Annotated in this window: 31 protein-coding genes; 29 read left to right on the top strand and 2 right to left on the bottom strand. The window is 52.9% G+C overall.

Annotation, left to right across the window (positions count from 1 at the left end; all coding sequences use genetic code 11):
- Position 1 precedes the first annotated feature (1 nt).
- The 3 genes from PEL01S_RS08975 to trpA are packed head-to-tail and all read left to right on the top strand — an operon-like array spanning position 2 to position 2,688.
- A complete protein-coding gene (locus PEL01S_RS08975; protein WP_127460071.1) occupies positions 2–694 on the top strand; it encodes a phosphoribosylanthranilate isomerase in 693 nt (230 codons plus the stop codon).
- Positions 687–1,892: a tryptophan synthase subunit beta gene (trpB, locus tag PEL01S_RS08970; RefSeq protein ID WP_127460070.1), complete on the top strand. Its 1,206-nt coding sequence runs from the start codon at positions 687–689 to the stop codon at positions 1,890–1,892. Before PEL01S_RS08975 ends, trpB begins: the two co-directional genes overlap by 8 nt.
- Positions 1,879–2,688 carry a tryptophan synthase subunit alpha gene (gene trpA / locus PEL01S_RS08965; RefSeq protein WP_010495136.1) on the top strand — a complete coding sequence of 270 codons (810 nt, stop codon included), beginning with the start codon at positions 1,879–1,881 and terminating at the stop codon, positions 2,686–2,688. The genes trpB and trpA overlap by 14 nt, the downstream gene beginning before the upstream one ends.
- A 94-nt stretch (positions 2,689–2,782) precedes the next feature.
- Here the strand turns inward: trpA and PEL01S_RS08960 are convergent, their stop codons facing one another.
- Positions 2,783–3,181: a hypothetical protein gene (locus PEL01S_RS08960; RefSeq protein WP_063183891.1), complete on the bottom strand. Its 399-nt coding sequence runs from the start codon at positions 3,179–3,181 to the stop codon at positions 2,783–2,785.
- Between the two features lie 214 nt (positions 3,182–3,395).
- Between PEL01S_RS08960 and hisC the strand changes: the two genes are divergently transcribed.
- From hisC to PEL01S_RS08890, 14 genes are all read left to right on the top strand, one after another.
- Complete coding sequence (gene hisC / locus PEL01S_RS08955; RefSeq protein WP_127460069.1) at positions 3,396–4,496, top strand: histidinol-phosphate transaminase; 1,101 nt, start codon at positions 3,396–3,398, stop codon at positions 4,494–4,496.
- Complete coding sequence (locus tag PEL01S_RS08950; protein WP_127460068.1) at positions 4,493–5,581, top strand: prephenate dehydrogenase; 1,089 nt, start codon at positions 4,493–4,495, stop codon at positions 5,579–5,581. Before hisC ends, PEL01S_RS08950 begins: the two co-directional genes overlap by 4 nt.
- Before the next feature lie 397 nt (positions 5,582–5,978).
- Complete coding sequence (locus tag PEL01S_RS08945; protein ID WP_010495143.1) at positions 5,979–6,572, top strand: RNA polymerase sigma factor; 594 nt, start codon at positions 5,979–5,981, stop codon at positions 6,570–6,572.
- The gene (locus PEL01S_RS08940; RefSeq protein ID WP_063183898.1) at positions 6,569–7,195 is read left to right on the top strand and encodes a hypothetical protein; all 627 of its coding nucleotides are present in this window, start codon (positions 6,569–6,571) and stop codon (positions 7,193–7,195) included. The genes PEL01S_RS08945 and PEL01S_RS08940 overlap by 4 nt, the downstream gene beginning before the upstream one ends.
- 66 nt (positions 7,196–7,261) lie before the next feature.
- Complete coding sequence (locus PEL01S_RS08935) at positions 7,262–7,852, top strand: histidine phosphatase family protein (protein ID WP_063183900.1); 591 nt, start codon at positions 7,262–7,264, stop codon at positions 7,850–7,852.
- 186 nt (positions 7,853–8,038) lie between these two features.
- Positions 8,039–9,166: a hypothetical protein gene (locus PEL01S_RS08930; RefSeq protein ID WP_063183901.1), complete on the top strand. Its 1,128-nt coding sequence runs from the start codon at positions 8,039–8,041 to the stop codon at positions 9,164–9,166.
- An 86-nt stretch (positions 9,167–9,252) separates the two neighbouring features.
- Positions 9,253–9,765 (top strand): gamma carbonic anhydrase family protein, encoded by a 513-nt coding sequence (locus PEL01S_RS08925; RefSeq protein ID WP_010501004.1) that lies wholly within the window; start codon positions 9,253–9,255, stop codon positions 9,763–9,765.
- A 54-nt stretch (positions 9,766–9,819) separates the two neighbouring features.
- Positions 9,820–10,011 (top strand): IDEAL domain-containing protein, encoded by a 192-nt coding sequence (locus tag PEL01S_RS08920; protein WP_010501006.1) that lies wholly within the window; start codon positions 9,820–9,822, stop codon positions 10,009–10,011.
- A 115-nt stretch (positions 10,012–10,126) separates the two neighbouring features.
- Positions 10,127–10,570 (top strand): DUF2487 family protein, encoded by a 444-nt coding sequence (locus tag PEL01S_RS08915; protein ID WP_063183905.1) that lies wholly within the window; start codon positions 10,127–10,129, stop codon positions 10,568–10,570.
- Between the two features lie 249 nt (positions 10,571–10,819).
- The gene (locus tag PEL01S_RS08910) at positions 10,820–11,365 is read left to right on the top strand and encodes a Rieske (2Fe-2S) protein (protein ID WP_063183907.1); all 546 of its coding nucleotides are present in this window, start codon (positions 10,820–10,822) and stop codon (positions 11,363–11,365) included.
- 19 nt (positions 11,366–11,384) lie between these two features.
- Positions 11,385–12,056, top strand: a complete 672-nt coding sequence (gene qcrB, locus PEL01S_RS08905; protein WP_010501012.1) for a menaquinol-cytochrome c reductase cytochrome b subunit — start codon at positions 11,385–11,387, stop codon at positions 12,054–12,056.
- 57 nt (positions 12,057–12,113) lie between these two features.
- Complete coding sequence (locus PEL01S_RS08900; protein WP_063183909.1) at positions 12,114–13,010, top strand: menaquinol-cytochrome c reductase cytochrome b/c subunit; 897 nt, start codon at positions 12,114–12,116, stop codon at positions 13,008–13,010.
- A 157-nt stretch (positions 13,011–13,167) separates the two neighbouring features.
- On the top strand, positions 13,168–13,791 hold the full coding sequence (locus PEL01S_RS08895; protein ID WP_127460158.1) for a DUF1405 domain-containing protein: 624 nt from the start codon (positions 13,168–13,170) through the stop codon (positions 13,789–13,791).
- Between the two features lie 54 nt (positions 13,792–13,845).
- Complete coding sequence (locus PEL01S_RS08890; protein WP_127460067.1) at positions 13,846–14,733, top strand: sporulation protein YpjB; 888 nt, start codon at positions 13,846–13,848, stop codon at positions 14,731–14,733.
- Positions 14,734–14,736: 3 nt separating this feature from the next.
- Here PEL01S_RS08890 and PEL01S_RS08885 read toward each other — a convergent pair whose 3' ends face one another.
- Positions 14,737–15,603 carry a YitT family protein gene (locus PEL01S_RS08885; protein WP_108531733.1) on the bottom strand — a complete coding sequence of 289 codons (867 nt, stop codon included), beginning with the start codon at positions 15,601–15,603 and terminating at the stop codon, positions 14,737–14,739.
- 208 nt (positions 15,604–15,811) lie between these two features.
- Here PEL01S_RS08885 and PEL01S_RS08880 point away from each other — a divergent pair, with 208 nt between their 5' ends.
- The 12 genes from PEL01S_RS08880 to PEL01S_RS08825 all read left to right on the top strand — a co-directional run bounded on the left by PEL01S_RS08880 (position 15,812) and on the right by PEL01S_RS08825 (position 25,639).
- A complete protein-coding gene (locus tag PEL01S_RS08880; RefSeq protein WP_127460066.1) occupies positions 15,812–16,147 on the top strand; it encodes a nucleotide pyrophosphohydrolase in 336 nt (111 codons plus the stop codon).
- Between the two features lie 89 nt (positions 16,148–16,236).
- Positions 16,237–16,758: a tetratricopeptide repeat protein gene (locus PEL01S_RS08875; RefSeq protein ID WP_063183914.1), complete on the top strand. Its 522-nt coding sequence runs from the start codon at positions 16,237–16,239 to the stop codon at positions 16,756–16,758.
- Between the two features lie 43 nt (positions 16,759–16,801).
- Positions 16,802–17,605, top strand: a complete 804-nt coding sequence (gene dapB, locus PEL01S_RS08870; RefSeq protein WP_127460065.1) for a 4-hydroxy-tetrahydrodipicolinate reductase — start codon at positions 16,802–16,804, stop codon at positions 17,603–17,605.
- 85 nt (positions 17,606–17,690) lie between these two features.
- Positions 17,691–18,116, top strand: coding sequence for a methylglyoxal synthase (mgsA, locus tag PEL01S_RS08865; RefSeq protein ID WP_029191964.1), 426 nt, complete (start codon positions 17,691–17,693; stop codon positions 18,114–18,116).
- Entirely contained in the window at positions 18,113–18,817 is a 705-nt protein-coding gene (gene bshB1, locus PEL01S_RS08860; protein WP_127460064.1) for a bacillithiol biosynthesis deacetylase BshB1, read from the top strand. The genes mgsA and bshB1 overlap by 4 nt, the downstream gene beginning before the upstream one ends.
- Positions 18,818–18,859: 42 nt before the next feature.
- Positions 18,860–20,026: an N-acetyl-alpha-D-glucosaminyl L-malate synthase BshA gene (bshA, locus tag PEL01S_RS08855; RefSeq protein WP_127460063.1), complete on the top strand. Its 1,167-nt coding sequence runs from the start codon at positions 18,860–18,862 to the stop codon at positions 20,024–20,026.
- Between the two features lie 23 nt (positions 20,027–20,049).
- On the top strand, positions 20,050–21,345 hold the full coding sequence (locus PEL01S_RS08850) for a CCA tRNA nucleotidyltransferase (RefSeq protein ID WP_127460062.1): 1,296 nt from the start codon (positions 20,050–20,052) through the stop codon (positions 21,343–21,345).
- Positions 21,345–22,316, top strand: a complete 972-nt coding sequence (locus PEL01S_RS08845; protein WP_063184009.1) for a biotin--[acetyl-CoA-carboxylase] ligase — start codon at positions 21,345–21,347, stop codon at positions 22,314–22,316. Before PEL01S_RS08850 ends, PEL01S_RS08845 begins: the two co-directional genes overlap by 1 nt.
- 333 nt (positions 22,317–22,649) lie before the next feature.
- Positions 22,650–23,525: a 3-methyl-2-oxobutanoate hydroxymethyltransferase gene (gene panB, locus PEL01S_RS08840; protein WP_127460061.1), complete on the top strand. Its 876-nt coding sequence runs from the start codon at positions 22,650–22,652 to the stop codon at positions 23,523–23,525.
- 21 nt (positions 23,526–23,546) lie between these two features.
- Positions 23,547–24,434 (top strand): pantoate--beta-alanine ligase, encoded by an 888-nt coding sequence (gene panC / locus PEL01S_RS08835; protein ID WP_127460060.1) that lies wholly within the window; start codon positions 23,547–23,549, stop codon positions 24,432–24,434.
- Between the two features lie 54 nt (positions 24,435–24,488).
- Entirely contained in the window at positions 24,489–24,872 is a 384-nt protein-coding gene (panD, locus tag PEL01S_RS08830; RefSeq protein WP_010501035.1) for an aspartate 1-decarboxylase, read from the top strand.
- A gap of 119 nt (positions 24,873–24,991) precedes the next feature.
- Positions 24,992–25,639 (top strand): tetratricopeptide repeat protein, encoded by a 648-nt coding sequence (locus PEL01S_RS08825; RefSeq protein ID WP_127460059.1) that lies wholly within the window; start codon positions 24,992–24,994, stop codon positions 25,637–25,639.
- The last annotated feature ends 110 nt before the right edge of the window (positions 25,640–25,749 follow it).

Genomic DNA, 25,749 nt, shown 5'->3' with positions numbered 1-25,749 from the left:
GATGACAGCGCGGGTGAGCGTAAAAATATGCGGTCTGCGGACGGTTGAAATGGCAGAGCAAGTTGCCGGGCTTTCGGTGGATTACGTCGGCTTCGTCTTTGCGCCGAGCAAGCGGCAGGTGACGCCGCAGCAGGCAGGCGAGATGATCCGCAGCATGAAGTCGGCCGCCGGAGCGAAGGCGCCCGCAGCCGTCGGCGTCTTCGTTAATCCGACGATGGAAGAGCTCGAGGCGGTAATGCGGGAGGCGGCGCTGGACGTCGTGCAGCTTCACGGGGAAGAGAGCGCCGAGTTTTGTCGTGCTGTGAAGCAGGCTTTTCCGGAGACGCGCGTATTTAAGGTGTTTACCGTCAAAGCCGGTGACACAAAGGCTGGAAATAAGTCCCAAGGCATAAGCAAGCTGGAGCCGTACCGCCATGCCGTAGACGGCATGCTGCTGGATACGCACGATCCGGTGTACGGCGGGGGCTCGGGCAAAACGTTTGCTTGGGATACGATTCCGCCTTACCTCACTTGGTGCCGGGAAGCCGGCATTCCACTGCTCGTGGCCGGAGGGCTGCAGCCGGATAATGTGCGGGACCTGATCGATGCGTATACGCCCGATGGCGTAGATGTGTCCAGCGGCGTTGAAACGGAAGGCGTCAAAGATATCGTGAAAATTAAAAAATTCGTCGAGAGGGTGCAGACCATTGTATAACGGACCGGATATTCACGGCCGATTCGGCAAGTTCGGCGGGCGCTACGTGCCGGAAACGCTGATGAACGCTTTGATCGAGCTGGAAGAATCGTTTAAAAAATACGCCAAGGACGCTCGTTTTCAGGAGGAGCTGAACTATTGGCTGCACCGTTATTCGGGTCGTCCGACTTCCTTGTATTACGCAGGAAGACTGACCGAGCATTTGGGCGGCGCCAAAATCTACTTGAAACGCGAGGATTTAAACCATACGGGCGCCCACAAAATCAACAACGCGCTCGGCCAAGGGCTGCTCGCGAAGTGGATGGGCAAAACGAAAATTATCGCCGAAACCGGCGCCGGCCAGCATGGGGTCGCAACGGCGACGGTTGCCGCGCTGCTCGGCTTTGAGTGCAAAGTGTTCATGGGTGAAGAAGATATGAAGCGTCAGCAGCTCAACGTGTTCCGGATGAACCTGCTCGGCACGGAAGTGGTTCCGGTGCTTTCCGGCACCCGGACACTGAAGGACGCTTGCAACGAGACGCTGCGGTATTGGGTGAGCCACGTGGACGATACGTTCTATATCCTCGGTTCGGCTACAGGACCGCATCCGTACCCGATGATGGTGCGGGATTTCCAACGCATTATCGGAGACGAATCCCGCAAGCAAATTCTCGAGCTGGAAGGGCGGCTGCCAGATTCGGTTATTGCGGCCGTAGGCGGGGGTAGCAATGCGATCGGGATGTTCTACCCATTCGTGCAGGACGAGAACGTGCGTTTGATCGGCGTAGAGGCTGCCGGACGAGGCGTCGATACGGATAAGCATGCTGCGACGATGACGAAAGGCAGCCAAGGGGTGTTCCAAGGCTCGTACAGCTATTTGCTGCAGGACGAATTCGGCCAAGTGCAGGAAGCACACTCGATATCCGCAGGTCTTGACTATCCGGGCGTTGGACCGGAGCATGCTCATTTGAAAGATACCGGCCGGGCGGAATACGTTCCGATTACGGATAAAGAAGCGCTGGACGCGCTGCAGCTTCTGAGCCGCAAGGAAGGGATCATCCCGGCGCTCGAAAGCGCGCACGCTATCGCCGAGACGATCAAGCGGGCGCCTGCGATGAGCAAAGACGAAATCATTGTTGTCAGTCTCTCCGGACGCGGCGACAAGGACGTGGAAGCGATCATGAATTATTTGGGAGGAACTGCCGATGAATCGCATTGACCGGAAATTTGCCGAGCTGCGTGAGCAAAAACAGCCGGCTTTCATCCCGTTTTTGACGATCGGAGACCCGGACGTGCGGACCTCGGTCGATATCATAAAAGAGCTTGAGAAAGCCGGAGCGGCGATGATCGAGCTGGGCGTTCCGTATTCGGACCCGCTGGCGGATGGCCCGGTCATTCAACGTTCGTCCATGCGCGCGCTCAAAGCGAACCGCATCTCGATTCTCGATTGCATCGGAGCGGCCCGCGAGGCGCGCAGCGAAGGCTGCGAAATTCCGTTTATTTTATTTACTTATTATAATCCTGTACTGCAAACGGGACTTGACCGAATTTTTAAGCTTCTGCAAGAAAATGGAATTGATGGACTCATTATTCCCGATCTGCCGATGGAGGAAGACGAAGAGGTACGGGCGCTGGCGCAGCAGCACGGCCTTCATCTCATCCCGCTTGTCGCGCCGACATCCAAAGAACGCGTGCAGCGAATCGCTTCGCGCGCCAGCGGCTTCGTTTACTGTGTATCGTCACTCGGCGTTACGGGAACGCGGACTGAGTTCCACAGCGGCATCGACGAATTTTTGACCACCGTTAAATCGTCGACCGATCTGCCGATCGCCATCGGCTTCGGCATCTCTACGCCGGAGCAATTTGCACGATTCGCCGGGACGTGCGACGGAATCGTTGTGGGCAGCGCGTTGGTGCGTACGGTGGAAGAAACGCTGCCGCTCCTCACGAATGAGTCGACAAAATCGCAAGGGCTCTCGAAAATTCATGAATTTGTTCGACAACTGATTGGATAAGGGGAACAGCCTCGCTAAATTGACGAATTTAGTGAGGCTGTTTAGAATTTTTCGTTGTTCGTTCACGAGCTGAGGCCGTGGTGGGGCGTCTACCCTAGTTTTTGGGAACTTCCCTTCCGGCAATGGCATCCAGTTTTCCGGAAACACTGCCGGAACCCGTATACATCACATCAACATCGTAAGTGGCAGGTTTCAAATAGGTGAAGCTTACAAGATATGAACCTTCGAAATCTCCCACCGTTTTGTAGTTCGTACAGCTTCCGGTTGAACGGCTGCACAATCGAACCTTTAACGTTGATGCTTTGACATTTGGTTTCAGATCATACAGTACTACTTCAGCCATATTGTAAGTGGAAGTGGTTTTAATGTTTCCGTCCCATTTTCCATCTCCTGTTTTGAACACATGACCATATCCTGCTTCCGCTTGTGGGATCAAGGCCAAACCGAACAATACCGCAGCGACAACAACGGCAATTCCAAAGCGTTTAAACAAATAAATCACTCCTTAGAGCAAACGATGAGTTTACAGCTAGATTATAAGTTGAATTGCAAGACACAGCAAGAAATTCCGGCCTGTTTTGTAAATAAATGGGTGACCGATAGCGATAAATATAAGGCTTAACATTTTCTTAGACTTGTGCGAAAATTAATGGGGAAATGATTCCGGTATTGGAGCTACTAATTCATGTGACGAGGTGACCTTTGTCGTGCAGCCTAAACAAAATATCGTACATCTCCCGGTCTACCAGCCGGGAAAACCGATCGACGAAGTCAAGCGCGAGCTTGGTCTGACGGAAGTGATCAAGCTTGCTTCCAATGAAAATCCTTTCGGATGCTCGCCCAAAGCGAAAGAAGCAATTGCCGCAATGCTCGACCAAGTCAGCATCTATCCCGACGGCGGCGCCGTTGAGCTGACGAATGCCGTTGCCGGCAAGTTGGGGGTACAGCCGAATCAAATTATTTTCGGACTCGGGTCGGACGAAGTGATATTAATGATCGCCCGCGCCTTCTTGACCCCGGAAGACGAGACGATAACCGCTTATCCGACGTTTCCGCAGTACAAGCATAACGCCGAGGTCGAAGGGGCCAAGGTGATCGAGGTGCCCGTGGATGCGAACGGAAAGCACGATTTGCAAGCAATGCTGGGCAAAGTAAATTCCCGGACGAAGATTGTTTGGATCTGCAACCCGAACAATCCGACGGGTACGATGCTAAACGAAGCGGAAATTACGGCGTTCCTGGAGGCCGTGCCGAAGAACGTTATGGTCGTGCTGGACGAAGCTTACGCAGAATACAACGTGAGCGGGCAATATCCGGACAGCGTCAAGCTGCTGGAGAAGCACAATAATGTCGTCGTGCTGCGCACGTTTTCCAAAATCTACGGCTTGGCGTCTTTACGGATCGGTTACGGCGTAGGCCATCCCGATGTCGTTCGCTCGATCAATCAGGTGCGCGAGCCGTTCAATACGACGAGCTTTGCCCAAAAAGCGGCGCTGGCGGCGGTAAACGACGATGCGTTTATACAGTCTTGCCGCGAGGCGAACGCCCAAGGAATCCGCAAGCTGACAGCGAAATTCGTCGAGTTGGGACTGCCGTACTTCGATGCGCACGGCAACTTCATTATGGTGGACGTGAAGCGGGACGGAGGAGCGGTGTTCCAAGGCCTGCTGCGCAAAGGAATTATCGTCCGCCACGATCCAAGCTGGGGCTACCCGACCATGATCCGGGTAACGGTAGGCAGCGAAGAGCAGAACAACAAATTCCTTGGGGCGCTGGAGCAAGTTTTGAGCGAAGTGGCCGTCTCATGACAAAGATTTCCATATTCGGCGTCGGATTGATCGGCGGCTCGTTGGCCTTGTGCTTCAAGGGGAAGCCGGGGTTGACGGTCGTCGGCCATTCCAATAACCCGAAGTCCGTAGAGAAATATTTGAAGCGCGAAGTCGTAGATCATGCGACGACTTCGATTGAGGAAGCAGCGGCGGAGGCGGATTTTATTTTTTTGTGCGTTCCGGTTGGCAATCTTGAGGAGTACTTGCACAAATTATCCGCGCTCCCGCTGAAACCGGGCTGCATCATCACCGATGTGGGCAGCACGAAAGCTAGCGTAACTGCCTGCGCATCGCGCCTTCAGCTGCCTGGTGTTCATTTTATCGGGGGCCATCCGATGGCGGGCAAGGAAAAGTCGGGCGTGGAGGCGGCGAGCTCCAGATTGTTCGAGAACGCCTTTTACGTGCTGACACCGGATGCTGGAACGCAGAAGGACGCCTATGACCGGCTTGCGGAGCTGCTTCAGCATACCCGGGCGCATCTGGTGAAGGTAGACCCGGTGCTCCATGACGAGATCGTGGGCGCAATCAGTCACCTTCCGCATATTATTGCCGTGGCGCTCGTGAACCAAATCGCTCGTTATAACGAATCGAACGAGCTGTATCAGAATTTGGCGGCGGGCGGCTTCCGCGACATTACGCGCATTGCTTCCAGCGATCCGGTTATCTGGCGGGACATTCTGATCAACAACCGGGAAGTAGTCCTGAAGCTGCTTCGGGACTGGAACGACGAAATTGCCGGGTTTATCGGTCGTCTGGAGGCGGAAGACGGCCCTGGTATCGAACGCGAGTTTCAGAAAGCCAACCAGTTCCGCAGCGGGTTGCCGGAGCGGCGGAAGGGCGTCATTCATTCGTTCTATGATATATATGTGGACGTGCCCGACCATCCGGGGATCATCGCGCAGATTACGACGCTGCTCGGCAGCCACCGGATCAACCTCAGCAACATTCAGATCATCGAAAGCCGGGAAGATGTCCCCGGGGTTTTACGCTTGTCGTTCCGGGAGGAAGGACAAATGGATAAAGCGCTGGAATTGCTCAAAAAAGACTACGCGGTTCACGTGTAGTCTTTTTTTTCTAAAAAAACCGAAACCGTTTTCAAAAAAACCATTGACATTTTGTAAACGTATACATATAATAAAAGTACAGTATGGTTTCTCTCCACTCCTATCCGAATAATGGCACACTGTGCAACCGCCTGAATTTCAGGCGGTCTTTTTTTTGCCGATGTGCATATACAGAAAATGGGTTCATAAAGAAGTAAAAGTGCACACCTGTTTTTGGAAAAAGTTATGAATCTTGTCGGAAAAGCAGGAATTTTGGCTAGTTATCTCGAATCTTATATGATCGTCCCCAATTCTAAAAAAAATTTTAAAATCGACCGCAACTTTTTTACTCCCCCAACAGTACAACAAAGTAGCATCGCTGGGAGTAAGCAGGAATCACAAGGAGGGTCGCACTCGCATGACCGATTCCCAGTTGATCAGAGAAATCAAGGACGGCAACGTCCAACTATACGATGAATTAATGCGCCGCTACGAACGTAAAATATTGGCATTCATCTTTCATATGCTGAAAAGCGCACAAATGGAATCGCTGGCGGAGGACTTGTGCAACGAGACCTTTTACAAGGCTTACCGCAGCCTGCATTCGTTCCGAGAGGTAGAGGCGACGTTCTCCACTTGGCTCTACACCATTGCGCGCAATACGGTTCTTAGCGAGCTGCGTAAACATAAGAATACCCAGGTTTCGTTGGAGCAGAGCGGATACACGCCTCAAACCGCAGTGGAAACATTGCCGGAACAAACGGCGCTTCGCAACGAGAAGGTGACTATGGTTCGCGATGCGATCAATAATTTGCCGGAGAAGCAGCGTTCCGCGCTTATATTGCGAGAGTATGACCAGCTTGACTATCAAGAGATAGCGAATATCCTCGGACAAACGGTGAGTTCGGTCAAGTCCTTGTTATTCAGAGCAAGGGCCAGTGTAAAGCTTCAACTGGAGCCATACTTTCTTGAACCGATCTTTGAGGAGTATGAGGAGATGAATCGACGATGAAATGCGATGACGTTTATGATTTTTTCGGCGTATATTGGGACCTGCCGGAAGATGATCCGAACCGGCTGGCGGTGGATGAGCATATCAAAAATTGCCCGGCATGCGCTGAAGAATTTCAAATATGGCAGGAGAGTACGGAATTAATCCGCACGGCAGGGGTGGAAACGACGCTCGACGGCGGCGAGGTTTCCGTATCTTCCAGCGTCATGAAGCGAATCTATGAGGACGAGTCATGGCGTGTTCCCGTCGGCGACCGTCTGTATCAGTTCTCTTATAAGCTGCGGCGGAACCTGACTGCGGTGATCGCTTGCTTTATCGCTTTGTTTATGGTCACCTTTTACTTTTCGTTTATGAACGACGGCCGGTACGAAGCCGGTTCTCCACACGAATCCGCGGTTTTCGGTCGGATGAACGATCCCGTCGTTGCCGTTGCCGGGCAAACGGATTCGATGAACGTGCATGCGATGCCTACGGCTGTAGCAAGCCTGCGCGGGTTCAGCGATCCGTTCATGTATCAGGTCGGACCGATTCGTACGATCAACGATTATATGCTTTTCGTTTCGTTATTCGGATTGACCGGCACGCTGCTGATCATGAACTGGTTTTCGCGCACGCGCCAGTAACGAGAAGGCCCCGTTTCCGGGGCTTTTGTCTTTTGCATCAGACGGAAAAGGAGAGTCGGCGAACGAATGTTAACGCTTGGGTTTATACGTCACGGGACAACGGAATGGAATTTGGCGGGACGCATGCAGGGGCAGATGGACACGCCCTTGGCCGAAGTTGGCCGGGTACAGGCCGAATTGCTGGCAAAGCGGCTTGCGGGAGAGGCATGGGACGGCATCATCGCCAGCGACCTGCTTCGGGCTAAAGAAACGGCTCTTACGATATCTCGCCTTACCGGAGCTCCGCTTCTTGGATTGGATGCCAGGTTGAGGGAACGTGCGTTCGGCGAGTTGGAAGGAACTACGCTGCAGGATCGTATCGACCGCTGGGGCGAGGGATGGAGAGAGTTGGATCTGGGCGTAGAAAGCGATGAGAAGCTGCTGACGCGCTGGGCGTCCTTTCTCGTCGATGTGGACCGCGAGCATCAGGGCAAGCGGATCTTGCTCGTCAGCCATGGCGGATACATCGCACCGGTGCTGGCACAGTTCATCGGAAAAAAGATTGAAGAGCATCTGAGCAATACGTCGCTCACGATCATGGAGCGGACGCCGGACGGCTGGCACTGCCGTCTGCTGAACTGTACCGTCCATCTTGCGGAGCTTGGGCAAGGGGCTTGACTCCGTATCATACTTAGCCGAAATGAAGCGGCTTTGCACGCATTTCTATTTTTTAGAAGCGCGTGCAAAGCCGCTTTTTTATTTGGGGCGAAAATAAACTTTTAAACGACCGCGTTTAAATCTAGAACATTTTCCCATACTGGGTACTAAGAAAGCTTTGGAGGGAAGTTCTGGAGGGACGAACGGATGAATTTAGCCGACATGTTAAGCTATGCCGACATTCACCAGTTGAGCCGCATCGCAGGCACGTACAACTGCGAGTGCAACGGGCATTCGAAGAACGAGCTGATTCAATCGATTTTGTCAACCGTAGGACGAAGGGACATTTTCGATCGTCAGATCGGAGCGTTGTCCACCCAGGATATCCGGTTTCTTAATTCGCTGTTGTTCGACCAGCGGGGATCGTTCAGTCTGGAGGAGCTGGTCGCCCGGGTGCAGCAAAGCCGGTTCGAGAAAGAAGAAACGGATGCGGCTTGGAATCCGCGCGATACGATTACCCGCTTCAAACAGCTAGGCTGGCTGTTTAACGGCCATTCGCAGCAGACGAAATATTTGTTTCAAGTGCCTGCGGATCTGAAGCGCCGGTTTGTTACCGCCCTGACGAAGCGATTCGAGCAGCAGCTGGATGCTGCCGAAGAGCCTCCGGTCTACCGGGACGAGCAAAAGCTGATCCTGGACGATATCGCGAACTTTTTGCTCTTTCTCCGAGATCAGGAAGTCATGCTCACGAGCGATAACGCGATGTACAAAAGGAGTCTTCAGCAGGTGCTGGAACGGCTGGCCGTACGGGAGGAGCCGGTAGGGAAGACGGCCTGGCGTTTCGGCTACGGACGGATGTTCCGCGAATATCCGAACCGCTTCTCCTTCATCTACGACTATTGCTACTATAACGATCTCGTTACCGAGCATCATCAGGTGCTTGCGCTGACGGAGCAAGGGCTGGCCCGGGTTAACGAGGGAGGGAAGGAAGACCCGGTTCAGGTGTACCGTTTCTGGTTAAGGCTTTATAAAGGCCCCGTGCCTCACCTACAATCGATCGCTCAATGGTTGAACCGTCTGTGCCAAGGCTGGGTGACGTTCGATTCCGTGAAGCGAGCGCTCGTACCGCTGATCCGGCCCTTTTATTACGATACGTCCGATTCCATCCTGGAGCAGCGTATCGTCCAAATGATGATGCATCTGGGGCTGCTGCGGATCGGAGAAGAGGAACGGTGCGGCCGAGTCATTCAGGTGACGAAGCTCGGCAGCAGTATTATCGAGGGCACCTATGTGCCGGATGAAGAGAAGATTGTGCTGCCATTTGACAACCGGTAATCCCCTTGCTACAATCACTCCATTTAATCCGCCTGATCCGCCCCTTCAAGAGCGGATGCTCAGGCCACAAAGGAGTGGCGATAATTATGCTTCACAGCTATAACGGCATTACCCCTACGGTTCATCCTACCGCTTTTCTCGCACCAGGCGTGCAGATCATTGGCGACGTGGAAATCGGCGAGGGCGCAACGATCTGGTACAATACGGTGCTGCGCGGCGACTTGGCCCCGATCCGAATCGGAAAAAGGAGCAACATTCAAGACGGATGCATCGGTCACGTCAATACGGATCAGCCGCTCATCATCGAAGATGAGGTTTCCGTCGGGCATGGTGCGATTATTCACGGGTGTCGGGTAGGCAAAGGCACATTAATCGGCATGGGGGCGATTGTACTTAACGGCGCCGTGATCGGTGAATATGCTTTAATAGGAGCGGGTTCACTCGTGACCGAAAATAAAACGATCCCCCCGTTAACCCTGTCGCTCGGATCCCCGGCTAAAGTGGTGCGCGAGCTGAAGGAGTCGGACCTTGCACGAATGAAACGGACAATGGAAAGCTACTGCTTAAAGGGCGAGGAATATCGGAAGGAACGGACGTAAGGGAATGCTGGAATGAATCGAAATAATCATGACCCGGTTTGGAGGTAGGTTCTCATGGGCAAAATGAATGTGACGAACGAAATGATGCTGAGTTTGTTTGCTGAAATGTTGCTTGATGAAGCACTGCGTAACTACAAAGAGCAGGTTCTATATAAAGAGATCGATCAAGCTCTGGCCAAGGGAGACGAACAATCCTTCATTGCCCTAACGACCGAACTCAATACGCTGCGCTCTCTGGGGAAATGACGATTTCAAGGCAGTCCGGAACACAAACGTGTCATTTTTGCGAAAAGACATATGAAGCCCGTTCATATGTCTTTTTTCTATGTTAAAGTAAAGATTAGGAAAGAAGGTGAACTATATGAAATTCAGCGAAATTCCAGAGACGCAGTGGGAGGAGCTTCGTCCTTACTTGGATACGTGCCTGCTGCCGGTAACCGGACTCCGGGGAACGGAAGCGCCGTGGCAGGCGGCAAGCGAGCTCGAGCGGCTGCGCGACGCACTCGATTTATTGGAGATCCCGTTTAAAGGCCGGACCGTTACGTACCCGGCCATTCATTTCGTTCCGCCGGGCTCGGCAGAGACGTTCCTTGGAGAAACCTGTATCAGACTTAAGGAAGCCGGTTTCAGGTATGTGCTGATCGTGACGGCCAAATCGGAGGAAGAGCTTGTTTTAAACCCGGAAGAGCTGGAAGGAAAAGCGGATCTTTTGCTTCGATTTACACCGGACGAGCTGCGCCGATCCGCCTCGGACGCGAAGAGACGGGCTAACGAAGAGGTAATGGCTTTATGGAACGGAAGGTAAACGTTGTGAAGCATGTATGATCTGTGGCAACTATGCAAATTCTATGCATGAGCCCTCGTTTTCAGGGTGTTCCGGCAGTTGTGACAATTTCGTTAACACTGTTATCGGCGGCCAGAATTACACGCCGGAATGGCCTGTCTGCATTCTTGACGCACCCAGAGACGTAAGCTATTATTAGTTATGTCCTAGTATCTGGTGTAAAGTTATGTCGAACGACTGATATATGTTGCAAAAGGGGGTAGAACGAAAATGAACGAACACTCGAATCAAGAGTCGCAGCATCACGGTGAGAAGCCGGTGGCGCGTCGTGAAATGTCCAGACGCCAGTTTCTTAACTACACCCTTGGCGGAGCTGGAGCTTTCATGGGTGCCGGGATGCTGGTTCCGATGATTCGGTTTGCGGTGGATCCGGTTCTTCAGCCTAAAGCTCAGGCTCAATGGGTTAAGGTTGTAGAAGAATCGAAGGTATCGAACGAGCCGAAATCCTTTAAATTTAAAGTACATCAAGTAGACGGCTGGTACGAAAGCGAACCGGAGCTTGAGGCGTGGATTTCCAAAGGGAAGGACGGCAAAGTCTTCGCGCTCAATCCGACGTGTAAGCACCTTGGCTGTACGGTCAACTGGAACGGAAGCCCGGAATATAAGGATCAATATTACTGTCCTTGCCACGGCGCCCACTATACCGCGGACGGCAAAAACTTGGCCGTCGCACCGCTACCGCTCGACGAATACGAAGTGAAGATCGAACAGGGCTTTGTGTACCTGGGTCAGCTCGGTCCGAACAAACGGGTGTAATAAGGAGGCGTAACATCAGATGTTTAAAAGTGTCTATAACTGGATTGATGAACGTCTGGATATCACGCCGATGTGGAGGGACGTAGCGGACCATGAGGTACCGGAGCACGTAAACCCGGCGCACCACTTCTCCGCATTCGTCTATTGCTTTGGCGGGTTGACATTCTTTATCACAGTTATACAAATCTTGTCCGGGATGTTCCTTACCATGTATTACGTGCCGGATATTATCAATGCCTATGCGAGCGTCGATTACTTGCAGCATAAAGTGGCTTTCGGCGTTATTGTCCGCGGCATGCACCACTGGGGAGCCAGCTTAGTTATCGTGATGATGTTCTTACATACGCTCCGCGTTTTCTTTACGGGTTCTTACAAGGCGCCCCGGGAGATGAACTGGGTAGTTGGGATGCTCATCTTCTTCGTCATGTTGGGACTCGGTTTGACGGGTTACCTGTTGCCTTGGGATAACAAAGCTTATTTTGCAACAAGCGTTACGCTGAAGATCGTCGAATCGGCGCCGCTTATCGGCCCGTATGCCAAGACGTTTCTGCAGGGCGGTCAAATCGTAGGCGCACAGACGCTGACCAGATTCTTTGCTCTGCACGTGTTCTTCCTGCCGGGAGCTTTGCTTGCCCTGCTCGCCGGACACTTCTTCATGATCCGCAAGCAAGGAATTTCCGGTCCGCTGTAAGAACCGGTGAGGCCTGCTAAGCCGGTATTCATGAGAAAATGAGAAGGAGGGCGAATCGTGGCTCACGGTCATAAAACTGATGAAAAAATCGTTTACGTCGGGGATTCGCGCGTACGTGCCAAGTCGTCACGGATGATTCCCCAAGATTTTTCCGCTTATCCCGGAAAATCGGAAGTATTTATTCCGAACTTTCTATTAAAAGAATGGATGGTTGGCGTTGTCGTTCTGGTCGGGATTCTGACTTTGGTTATGTCCGAAGCGGCTCCGCTCGGTTATCCGGCTGATCCGACGAACACGCAATTCATCCCGATGCCGGACTGGTATTTCTTGTTTATGTACCAGCTGCTGAAATATCCGTACACTTCGAACCAATTTGTGGTGCTCGGTACGGTCGGCGTTCCGGGTATCCTCTTCGGCGGACTATTGCTGGCGCCGTTCCTGGATACGGGAAAAGAAAGACGTTTTTATAAACGTCCAATTGCTTCCGCTCTGATGTTCTTGAGCTTGACGGCGGTTACATATCTGACATATACGTCCTGGCATCACTATCAGCTGGAGCTGAAAGAGAAAAACGTCATTCCCGAGCATATCAAGCGGGAAGAGGAAATGCATGCCAACAAGGGGAAAGCTGGCGGAGAAGGCGGCGGCGGAGCCAAGAAACCGGCTGCGCAAGCTGCGGCAATCGTCGCTCCGGACGACCCGGCGGCAGCGATTTACCAAAAATCCACTTGTCTTTCTTGCCATGGCGGCGAATTGAAAGGAATGCCTTCCGCCAAAATTCCGGCACTTCGCGGAGTCGGCGACAAGCATTCGAAGGATGAGATTCTCGGCATCATCAAGAAAGGCCAAGGCAGCATGCCGGCCCAATATGATGCGAACATCTCAAAAGGTTTGACGGAAGCTGATATCGACAAACTGGCCGATTGGCTCTCCAAGCAAAAAGCAAGCAAATAAACCAACCGAACCTGACCGTTAAGCGCGGTCAGGTTTTTTTAAGATTATAGAAACTAAGGTTCGGCGGGGTTAAACACATAAGGAGCTGGAGGGAACCGTTTTGTTGGGAAGGAGCTTGTCGTACTGGTTTTCGCGCGAATTTTTGAGCAGCCGGTTCATGCTGTGGAGCTTGTTCTGGATTAATCTGCTTGGGACGATATACGGCTATATATGGTACGGCGATCAATTGGTCTATACGGCTGTTGAAATGTCACCGCTTTATTTGCCATTTGTACCGGATAGCCCTACCGCTAGCTTGTTTTTTACTTGGGCGGTAGCCTATTGGCTGCTTGACCATTATCGATCGACGGCCGGCACTTTGAAAACACCAAAGAAAAGCAACTGGAGAAGCTTTGTTGAAGCGTTCGCTGTCGTGACGTCGTTTAAATATGGGATTTGGGCCGTTACAATCATTTTTGCGGGGGCTTATAAGGGAGATATTCTTGTGTGGCAGGATTGGATGCTGGTGTTCTCCCATCTGGGCATGGCAGCCGAAGCGCTTTTGTATTTTCGCTTGTACCGATACCGTTGGCTATCCGTCATTCTTGTCGCATGCTGGGTATTGTTAAATGATACGATGGATTACGGGCAAGGGGTTTATCCTTGGCTGCCGAAAGTGCTGGAGGACAACTTATCTGAAATTGCTACGTTTACTTTGGCTTTGAGTATCTTTAGCGTTGCGGTAGCTCTCGCGTTGTGGCTCGTAAGAGAGCTTCGACCGGCAAGAACCTCGTCCAAATAGTCGGTCTAATCGGCACTTTCTCTCCATAGGATGTACTTAGGAGGGGATGTCCCAATGGCCGGAAAGGTTCGAAGATGGCATAGGTTCGGAGTTTGGCTGGCCCTGTCCGTCAGTTTAATGCTGGTTGCAACAGGGTGCGGAGAGGGGGAAGGCGCAAACGAAATGTCGGCGGCCAAGCCCTCGGCGGAGCAGGTGCAGAAGACGGAACTGCTGGGCCGAACGGCGGAGGAGCTGTACCAAAAAGCAAAGCAAGGACACGTTTCGGGAAGTCTGATGGCGCTTCAGCAGCTAAGCGATCAAATACCGAAGATACGCTTTGAAGGCCTCACGTCAATTGAAGGAATGAACGCGCTCACGAGGGCGGTTACGGATGCGAAGCGGGTGTTCAACGCGGCAAGCTTCAAGCCGGAGGAAGGAATGGTCGCAGCCGCAAAAATTCGTCTCGCGGCGGATGCGCTGTCGCACCCTCATACTCCATTGTGGCTGCAGTATGACAAGCTGCTTTCCGATGACGTGGACCTGCTTGAAAAGGCCGCTACCGATAAAAATAGAGCTGAGGTTCGAAAAGGGGCGGCATTGCTGGAGCAGCATATCGGCATCATCCGTCCGAGCTTGCTGATCAGCCGCAATCCTGCCGACGTCGAGAAGCTCGATTCGCTTGCAACTTTCATTAAGCTTCAAGCTCAAGGAGAAGGCGAGCTGTACCGCAACGTGCTCAATGCGGTTCCTCCGCTTCGCGGCCTGTTAGATAAGCTGTTTTTGAAACGTGAGACGACCGCATATCTCCCTTACCCCGAACAGCAGAATCCGATACTATGGATTGTGACGCTTGGTTCCGTCATCTTGGCATCGCTCGGCTTTGCCGCTTGGCGGTTATCCAAGAAAAACGGCGGCCTTGTTCCGGTCCGCCGTCCTGACCAAGAAAGCCGGGAAGCTGAATAAGGTTTAATTTGGCTTAAAGCCTTCACCGACAACGTCGTGAACCTCCGTAATAATGAGAAATGCGAGGGGATCGATGGAGCGGACAAGGTCTTTAAGCCTTTTCATTTCGCTCCGGGCTACGACGCAGTAGACGACGTTTTTGGGCTGCTTGGAATAGGCTCCGATCGCAGGGAACAAGGTCGCGCCCCGGTCCAATTCCTTCGCAATGGCCGCGGAGACCGCATCCGCGTGATCGGTGATGATCATGAACGATTTGGCGGCGTACGCCCCTTCGATAAGAATGTCAATCATCTTCGAAGCGATGAACACAGCGACAAAGGTATATAAGATTTTTTCCTTCGGGAGAAAGAAGAGCGAGGCGCCGATGACGACGACGTCCATGATTAAGATCACTTGCCCGATACTCCAGCCCTTCAGTTTGTGCGCGACTCTTGCCAGAATGTCCGAACCGCCGGTCGTTCCACCGTACCGAAAAACGATACCGAGACCGAGACCGAGCGTAAATCCGGCATACGCTGTTGCCAGAAAGAAATCGTGCTCCGTCCGGAACGGAACCAGCCATCCCGCCTGAATGAGCCGCTCCATTACCCATAGAAAGAACGATACGGATAAAGTGCCCAGCACCGTATATCCCATCGACGCTTTGCCCAAAATGCGCCATCCCAAATAAAAAAGCGGGATATTCAGAACTAAAGTCGTCAAAGACGGCGGCAGCCCGAAAATATAAGAGAGCAGCAGGGCGACCCCGGTCACTCCGCCTTCCATCAATTCGTTTGAGATCACAAAATAATGAAGTCCGAACGCGTAAATCGCCGTTCCGAGTATGATGGGAACGATGTTTTTCAGATGTGCTTTTAGGGATTCCGGCATAAATCCACCTCGATTCGAAAAGATGTTTATAGTAACATTCTCTTAGGTTATCGCGTTGCCCTTTTTTTCATGATAAAGTAAATGAAAAAGTTTTAAGAAGCAAAAAAAATTTGTCATTCCCCCTCACTTTGCGTTAACATGGTACTGATACGGTTGTTTTGTATAACCGTCAATCATCTAAATATAAGGTGGGTGAACATCTCCCGGTATGTCCGAGAAAACGTTAAAGGACCTCCAAGGCGAGGTGCACGAATACATATCGCAGTTTAAAGAGGGGTATTTTAAGCCGTTGACGATGCTTGCCCGGATATCGGAAGAGGTAGGGGAACTGGCGCGGGAAGTCAATCATCGTTACGGAGAGAAGCCGAAGAAGGCTACCGAGGAGGAAAACTCCATCGAGCTTGAGCTTGGCGACATTTTGTTTATTACCATCTGCTTTGCGAATTCGCTAGGCATCGATTTGACGGAAGCGCATGATAAGGTCATGCACAAATTTCGGACGCGGGACGCGGACCGTTGGACGAAAATAAACACGGACGCTTGATCCTTTTCATATACTGTATCATCACCTTGTACTTCTCATGTCGGCTTGGAAGGCTGCTTCCGGCTTGGGTGAGGAAGGAGATGATATAATTGAAAGGCGAAGAAGCAATCAAGAAGGCGTACGAATCGATTCTTAATCATGATTTCGAACAGGCCATCGTCTGGTTTGAACGTGCGATTGCGACGAATCCCGAATGCGCGGCGTACCATTATAAGCTGTCCATTACGTATGCCCGCAGCGGTAAGCTGGATAAAGCGGCGGCACATGCAAGCCAAGCGGTACGGCTTGATCCGGAGGATGAGCATTATACGTTCCATCTGCAGCACCTACAGGCGCGTCAAATGACGCTGCAAGCAGAGAAGCTGTTCGAGGAGTCGGACGAACGGTTGTGGCTGGCGGTGTCGCTGTTGCAGCAAGCGGTAAAGCTCGATCCGCTTTCGCAGGAAGCTTTTTTACTATTGGGTGTCGCTTATTCCCGGCTTCGGGAGTTCGCTCCGGCCGTGCAGGCCATTCAGGAATTGCTCAAGCTGGATCCGCAGCATTCCATCGGCTTGCGGCTGCTTGCGGACTACCGGCAAAAATGGAAGGAATATATGAGCGTTACCCTATAAATGCCAATCATCGACACCTAAGCGGAAAGGACAATGAATTCATATGAAACCAATCATCAAAGTAGCGGTTGCCGGAGCGGGAGGCCGTATGGGGCGCGAGGTCGTCAAGCTGGTTTTGGGCGACCCGGAGCTGGAGCTGGCCGCTGCGGTTAACCGTTCCGCTGAAGGAACGGATGCAGGCAAACTGGTCGGCCTGGAAGCTTGCGGAATTGCGGTAACGAATGATTTGGAGCTTGCTCTCGCGGAAACGAAACCCGACGTGCTGGTTGATTTTACGGCTCCGCATTCGGCGGTATTGCATACCCGGCTGGCTATAAAGCATAAGGTTCGCCCCGTTATGGGGACGACCGGCTTTACGCCGGAAGATATTGCCGAACTGGACAAGCAGTGCAAGGAAGCGGGGATTGGGGGATTGATTGCTCCGAACTTTTCGATCGGCGCCATTCTGATGATGAAATTCGCTGCCCAAGCTGCCAAATATTTTCCTCATCTGGAAATTATCGAGTACCATGGCGACCAGAAGCTGGACGCGCCTTCGGGTACTTCCGTGAAAACGGCGGAGCTGATCTCGGAAGCGCGTCAGGAGCTGCGCCAAGGCAATCCGAACGAAGAGGAGACGATCGAAGGCTCGCGCGGAGGGTACTATAACGGTTTCCGGATTCATAGCGTTCGGCTGCCGGGCATCTTCGCCCAGCAGGAGGTCATATTCGGTGCTTTCGGACAAACCTTGAAAATCCGTCACGACTCATATGACCGGGCCGGTTACATGCCTGGCGTTAAGGTAGCCGTTCAGAAAGTCATGGAATATACCGGTATGGTTTACGGCTTCGAACATTTTATCGATTAAAAACGAAAGAGGACATGGGGTGGGACCGAAAAGGACCGCTCGAGTGTCCTCGTTTTATAGGAGTTTAGAGAGGAGCTGCCATCCTATGGCATTGAAAATCGCACTTATCGCGCACGACCGCAAGAAGGAAGAAATGGTGAATTTCGTTACAGCCTACGAGAATGTGTTTCAAGATCATACGCTGTATGCGACCGGAACGACAGGCACGCGCATTATGGAAAATACGAACCTGCAGGTGAACCGCTTTATGTCCGGTCCGCTCGGAGGGGACCAGCAGATCGGAGCATTGGTGGCGACCAATGAAATCGATTTGATTATCTTTTTGCGCGACCCGCTAATGGCGCAGCCGCACGAGCCCGATATTATCGCTTTGCTTCGTTTATGCGACGTTCAAGGGATTCCTTGTGCCACCAATATCGCGACCGCGGAAATTTTGGTCAAAGCGCTTGACCGAGGGGACTTCGCATGGCGGGAGCTGGTACATAAATACAAGCCGGGGATCGACCAATGAACGAGTCGCTTGATCTGCTCATTTTCGGAGCTCATCCGGACGATGCGGAAATCGGTATGGGCGGCACGATTGCGAAGCATACGGCAGCCGGGCTTAAGGTCGGCATTTGCGATTTGACTTTGGCGGAAATGTCCTCCAACGGTACCATCGAAACACGTCAACAAGAAGCCAAGGCAGCATCGGAGGCGCTTGGTCTGGCGGTTCGCACCAATCTGCAGCTGCCGGACCGCGGGCTTTATATGCTGCCTGAGTACGTGGAGCGCATTGCTCTGGAAATCCGCACATGGAAGCCTCGCATCGTATTCGCTCCGTATTGGGAGGATCGGCATCCGGATCATATCGCCTGCAGCAAGCTGGTGCAGGAAGCGCTGTTCAATGCCAAACTGAGACGGTACTTGCCCGATCATCCGGCGCATACGGTAGAAGAAAGCTACTTTTATTTCATTAATGATGTGATGGAGCCGGACGTGATGGTTGACGTGACCGCCCATTATGAGAGCAAGCGCTCTTCGCTGCTTGCGTATCGGAGCCAATTCGAAACTTCGGGCTCGGGTGCCGGGAACGACGTCGTACGTACCCCGTTGAACCAAGGCTATCTGGAACGGGTGGAGGCCCGGGACTCTCTGCTGGGGCAAAAAAGGGCGGTCCGTTATGCGGAAGGCTTTATCAGCAAGCTGCCATACTTGACAGAACTGTTCTAAAAGCGTGACCAAATTCAGGAGCAAAAGGAGGCGGCTCGAAATATGAACCGGTTAAAAATCGGAATTACATGCTATCCCACGCTAGGGGGTTCGGGCGTCGTCGCCACCGAGCTCGGCAAGCTGCTCGCGGAAAAAGGGCACGAGGTTCATTTTATTACGCACAGCATGCCTTTTCGACTTGGAAAGTTCGACCGCAACATCTTCTATCACGAAGTCGAAGTTAACGACTACTACGTGTTTAAATATCCTCCATACGATTTGTCTCTCGCCAGCAAGCTTGCACAGGTGGTGAAGCTGGAAGAGCTGGATTTGCTGCATGTCCATTACGCCATTCCGCACGCCGTCTGCGCCCTGCTTGCCAAGCAGATGGTCGGGCCGGAGCTGAAAGTGGTAACGACTTTGCATGGCACCGATATTACGGTTCTGGCGCAGGACGAATCGTTAAGCGACTTGATCCGGTATGCGATCAACGAAAGCGATGCGGTGACCGCCGTATCCCAGGATTTAATCCAGGAGACGCGGCAGCTGCTTGGCATCGAGAAGCCGATCGATTTGGCTTACAATTTCGTGGACAAACGGGTATATTATCCGCGTGAAGTCGCATCGCTCCGTAAGGAGTTTGCGCATCCCGACGAGAAGATTTTGATTCACATTTCCAACTTCCGTCCAGTCAAGCGGGTAACGGATGTTGTGGATATCTTCGACCGCGTCCGTAAAGAAGTGCCTTCCCGTCTGCTGTTCGTAGGCGAAGGCCCGGAGCTGTCCAAGGTGCTCTGCAAGGTAAAGGAGCTCGGGCTGTTGGATCGGGTGACCTTCTGCGGCAAGCAGGACGACGTCGCCCAGCTGTTGTCGTTAGCCGACCTGATGCTGCTTCCGTCCGAGAAGGAAAGCTTCGGCTTGGTTGCACTGGAAGCGATGGCCTGCGGCGTACCGACAATCGCATCGAATGCCGGTGGCATTCCCGAATTGATTACCCATGGCGAGACCGGGTATTTGGCGGATATCGGCGATGTGGAGCAAATGGCGGCGTATGCGATCGCACTGTTGAAGGACGAAAGCTTGTACAAAAAGACGGTGGACGCTTGTTTGTACCGTGCGCGTTATACGTTCTGCAACGATTTGATTACGCGGCAGTATGAAGAGTTGTATTACCGGGTGCTTGGGCGGCCGATCCCGGAATCGATTCGGGAAAATCCGCTTAATTGCTGACAAAAGGAAGCGGGATTACATACATGAGCGATGCTTTAAAGCAGGGGGCCATGCAGATTGTCCGGCGCTTGTGCGAGGCGGGCTTTGAGGCTTATTTGGTCGGCGGATGCGTTCGGGACGAACAGCTTGGACGCCCCGTAAAGGATTACGATATCGCCACTTCCGCTCATCCCGATCAGGTGCAGCGTCTCTTCGAGCGCACAGTGCCCACCGGATTGCAGCATGGGACGGTCACGGTCGTTATCGGCAAGAAGCCCTACGAAGTGACTACGTTTCGGCGGGAAGGCGGATACGAAGCGTTCCGCCGCCCGACCGAGGTGGAGTATATCGACAGCTTGACCGAGGATTTGCAGCGGCGCGATTTCACGATGAATGCGATGGCTATCGATCAGAACGGCCATCTGATCGATCCGTTCGATGGCCTGAAGGATTTGGAACGCGGCGTACTTCGCTGCGTCGGTCAAGCGGAAGAGCGGTTCGGGGAAGATGCGCTGCGAATGATGAGGTGCCTCCGTTTTGCGTCGGCATACGGCCTGATGGTCGAACAGGCGACCTGGGACGCTCTGAACTCCGGCATTTCGCTGCTGCGGCATATCGCCATGGAACGTATCCGGGCAGAGCTGGAGCGTATGCTTGGGGGCAGCGACCCGAACCGGGCCCTGGAGTTGCTCGCGGATAGCCGGGCACTGCGTCACGTGAAGCAGGAGCTGCTGCTGTCCAAGCTGGACAAGGAAACGGAGTGGCCTCCCCTCTCGCGCTTAACGGAAATGGAGCATCGGCTGGCTTTTATCTACATTCGACTGGGAGCCGATCCCGCGGGTGTTGAAGAGGATATGATCAAGCTAACCTTCTCCAGACAGCAGATGGAGACCGTCAAACGAATCGTTGCCGCGCACACCGTTCTTGTATCTGGATTGGATGAATCGCCGGAACTGAACGGAGAACCATACTTAAGACGAATATGGATCGCTGCCGCGCTCAACTATGGCGTCTCTGCGCTTCGTACATTAAGAGAGATTTACCTGTTGGAGGACGCCCCGATTTGGACTGACAACGTCAAGGTTAGCAGGGCCGTGGATGTATGGAGAAAACTGGGCTACGTATGGCTGGAGCAGATGCCCGTTTCTGCTCTTGCAGAGCTCGCTGTCGGAGGGAAGGAGCTTATGGGCCATCTTGGAGTCAAGGGCGGTCCGTGGACCGGCAGGCTGTTGCACCGTTTGCTTGAAAGCGCTGCGCTCGGCGAACTCCGCAACGACAAAGAAACGCTGCTTGCGGCAGCCCAGGAGCATTACGATAAAATGCAGGAGAACGATGAATGATGACGGATCGACTGATCGGACTATTCGAGCAATCGGACGGCAAATTTTTGTCTGGTGAACAGCTGAGCGAGGAGCTTGGCGTGAGCCGGACGGCCGTTTGGAAGCAGATCGAGCGTTTGCGGCAGCAGGGATACCGTTTCGAAGCGGTATCGCGCAAAGGCTACCGGCTGTTGTCCAAGCCGGACAGGCTGGATATGAGCCGCCTGCAATTGAAGCTTGAGACGGAACGGTTCGGCCGGTATGTGAAATATTACGACCAAGTGGAGTCGACGCAAATCGTCGCAGCACGGTGTGTGGCGGATGGTGCGGAGGAAGGCACGCTTATTCTGACGGAAGAGCAAACTGCCGGGAAAGGCCGGATGGGACGTAAGTGGCATTCTCCGGTCGGCAAAGGCATCTGGATGAGCCTGGTGTTGAAGCCGGTTTGGATTCCTTTGTTATTCACCCCTCAATTGACTTTGCTCGTTGCCGTCGCTTTGTGCCGGGCCATCCGCGGCGCAACGGGGGTGGAGGCGGGGATCAAATGGCCTAACGATCTGCTTGTCGGCGGCAAGAAGGTCGCCGGTATTCTGCTTGAGTCAAGCGCCGAGGATGAGCGGCTGCAGCATGTTATCGCCGGAGTTGGCATCAGCGTGAATCTGCAATCGGACGATTTTCCTCCGGAGCTGTGGGATACAGCCACTTCGCTTGCCATCGAAGCAGGTCGTCAGGTGGACCGAATCGAGGTGCTCAGCCGGTTTTTGCTGGAGTGGGAGCAGTTGTACGGGCTATATCGGCGGGAGGGCTTTGCTCCCATCAAGTTGTTGTGGGAAGCGTTGACCGTGTCGCTGCACCGAAATATCCGCTGCCGGACGCCCCAAGGAGAGTTCGAAGGATTTGCCGAGGGGATCGATGAGCATGGCGCTCTACAACTTCGCCTAGCGGACGGAACGGTAAAAAAGTTGTATTCCGCCGATATCAGTTTTGGATGACACAAGTTGAAAACTTTGGTATAATGTACGGTACGAAGACGGTATCCGCAAGGAGCTGTACTTCAACCGTATGTTTTTTGCTTGAACAACCGAATAGCTTTACCCAAGCAATATGTCGGATTCTGCTCTGAGCCTAACCGGACCGAGACAGAAGGATCATATGAGAAGGACATGTGAACCTTTTAGCCTCCGTATGGGCTGAAAGGTTTTTTTGCTCTTTGCAACAATCCGGCCGATTATCGTAATACTATCAGGAGGAAGGACGGCAGAGGGGATACTCCCCAAGCGTACGGAACCCTGAACCAATCCAACCCGGAAGGCAAGGTGTTAATCATGGACATGCGTAAACCGATAACGACGGCCAAACTGAGAAAGATGAAAGAAGACAGGATTCCGATCAGTGTAATGACGGCATACGACTACCCGACGGCCATGCTGGCGGAAGAAGCCGGCATCGACGTCATTCTTGTAGGGGATTCGCTGGGCAATGTCGTGCTCGGCTACGATTCGACGGTCCCCGTCACGCTGGACGATATGGTCTACCACTCGCGTGCGGTGACGCGTGCGGTCCGGACTAGCTTTGTGGTGACGGATCTTCCGTTCAATACGTATCACGGCAGCATCGATGCGTCGCTGCGGAATGCGGGACGGATTATGCAGGAAGGGCTGGCCAAAGCGGTGAAGATGGAGGGCGGAGCGGAAATTGCGCCGACAGTCGAAGCGCTCGTGCAAGCAGGCATTCCTGTGATGGCCCATCTCGGCCTGACCCCTCAGTCGATTCATCAGATCGGCGGTTACAAAATTCAGGGCAAAACGGCCGCTCAAGCGCAAAAATTGCTTGACGATGCCAAGGCCTTGGAGCAAGCCGGAGCTTTCTCCATCGTGCTGGAGCTGGTAACCGACCAAGTGGCCGCACATGTGACGAGCAAGCTGTCTATTCCAACCATCGGCATTGGCGCCGGCAAAGATTGCGACGGGCAGGTGCTCGTATTTCACGATGCCCTCGGCTACGGATCAGACATTCATCCGAAGCGTTTTGTGAAGTCCTATGGGAATGTCGGCGAGATGATCCGCAGCGGGCTTCGCCAGTATGTGGATGACGTGAAGCAGCGCAGCTTCCCTGGGCCGGAGCAATCGTTCCGTATGGACGAGGAAGTGGCGGAGTCCTTGTACGGCGGTGGGATTCCGGTAGCAGCACATAGAGAATAAGAAACGGAGCTTCGATTACCGATGCAGATTGTTCATCAGATTGAATCATTACGACAGTTGATTAAAGCAAACCGGGCTGCCAATCCGGCCGTACGCATCGGCTTCGTGCCGACGATGGGTTTCCTGCACCGAGGCCATGCCTCGCTGCTCGAAGCCGCGCGCAAAGAGTGCGACGTAGTTATCCTGAGCATTTTCGTCAATCCGCTGCAATTCGGGCCGAACGAAGATTTGGAACGATATCCGCGGGACGAGGAACGGGATATGGCCATCGCGCGTGAAACCGGGACGGACATCGTATTTTTCCCACAGGTGAGCGAGATGTACCCGAAGCCGACCCGAACGATGGTTTCTGTTTCCGGAGTCACCGAGCGTCTGTGCGGAGCTTCCCGGCCAGGGCATTTTGACGGCGTCGCCACGGTCGTTACCAAGCTGCTGAATATCGTTCAGCCTGACAAAGCTTATTTCGGGATGAAGGACGCCCAGCAGGTAGCGGTCATCGAGCAGATGGTGCACGATTTGAACATCCCTGTCACCATCGTCCCATGTCCGATCGTCCGGGAAGAAGACGGACTTGCGATGAGCTCCCGCAACGTGTATTTGAGCGAGGAAGAGAGAAGGCAGGCGCTTGTCCTGTCCGCAGCTCTGGAAGAGGCAGAATCGCTGCTCGAAGCCCGTAAAGAAACGATCTCTCCGGAAGAGCTGCGGCAGACGGTTGTTAGGCATATTCAGTCCGCACCTTTGGCCGATATCGATTATGTGGAGCTGCTGTCTTATCCGGATCTGGCTCCAGTGGATTTCTGGGGCAGTGACGAGAGAATTATTATTGCCGTGGCCGTCCGTTTCGGGGCAACGCGCTTGATTGATAATCGGATACTTCATGCTCCCGTTGCTTCATTGAGCCATTCGTAACCGAAAGCTGAAGGGACAGGTCCCGAGAGCGCAAAAACGTAGGAGGCGTCAGCCATGTTTCGTACCATGTTAAAATCGAAAATTCACCGTGCGACCGTAACGGAAGCCAATTTAAACTATGTCGGGAGCATTACAATCGATCAGGATTTGCTGGATCTGGTCGACATGCTGCCTAACGAAAAAGTCCAAATTGTCAATAATAACAACGGTGCCAGATTCGAGACCTATATTATTCCCGGACCGCGTGGCTCGGGTGTCGTCTGCTTGAACGGCGCTGCGGCCAGAATGGTCCACCCCGGAGATATTGTCATTATTTTATCGTATGTCATGTTATCGGACGAAGAAGCCCGCAAGCATACCCCGAGCATTGCCATTATGGGCGAGAACAATCAAGTCGTCGGCGTGCTGAAGGAAGAAATTCATTCCACGGTCCTTTAAACGAGAATGAAACGGGACGGGTAGACGCACAATGTAGATACGATCACAGCTGGCGCCACAGCCGCGGCGAAGACGTTTAAAGCTGCTGTGGGAAAAGAAGCAAAGGTGGGATACGGCCGATGTTTAAACATCTTTTTGCTTCCATGAACGAAATGCTGGATGAAGTCATCTCGCAATACCCGTCCTCCCAAGGTACCGAACGCAGGGAGCTGCAGGAAAAGCTGCGGGCTCTAAAGGCGATGAGCGACTCCTGCATTGAAGAATGGCTGCTGTTCGAAGAGAAATGGAGCAAGCTGTTAAGCATTGCCGGCATTTCATTGAACGGTGCGGGAGCCGATCCGCTCGATCCCGAATTTTCAGGCAAACGAACCGATTTGTTTATCCGGGGACAAGGGTATTACAAGCTCCATATGTTCGACCGGGCGATTGCCGAATTCGACGAGCTGATCCGGCTCCAGCCCGATTTCAGTCTGGCACGGATATATTTGGCCATGTCTTACTTGCGCAAAGGCGAAGCCGGAGAAAGCTACTTGCATTTTCAATTTTTATCCCGGCTGACTGAAAATATGCAGCTCAAAGCGATTTCCTTTAATGCCATGGGATGCATCCAGGCGCAGCTGCACAATATGGACAAGGCGTGCGAATTGTTCAACATGGCTTACCGGACCGATCCTTCCAGCGTACAACCTTTGCTCGATTTGGGCGTTTGCTGCGAGAAAAAGGGTGGGCTTCAGTTTGTGTTCAACATGTCGCGGCCTGCGGATTAACCGAATGTTCGTTCCTGTTTTTTTGTAAAAAGGGTAAGTTTGCTATTCCCTTTTTCCCTCAGTATTGGTATGCTTATGAGAAGAGTGGGAATGAAGGGATTGACACGACT

The organism is Paenibacillus elgii NBRC 100335, assembly GCF_004000865.1.
GTDB classification, from domain to species: domain Bacteria; phylum Bacillota; class Bacilli; order Paenibacillales; family NBRC-103111; genus Paenibacillus_G; species Paenibacillus_G elgii.
The sequence above is the reverse complement of the archived record's forward strand: the minus strand, read 5'-3'. Positions and strand labels throughout refer to the sequence as shown.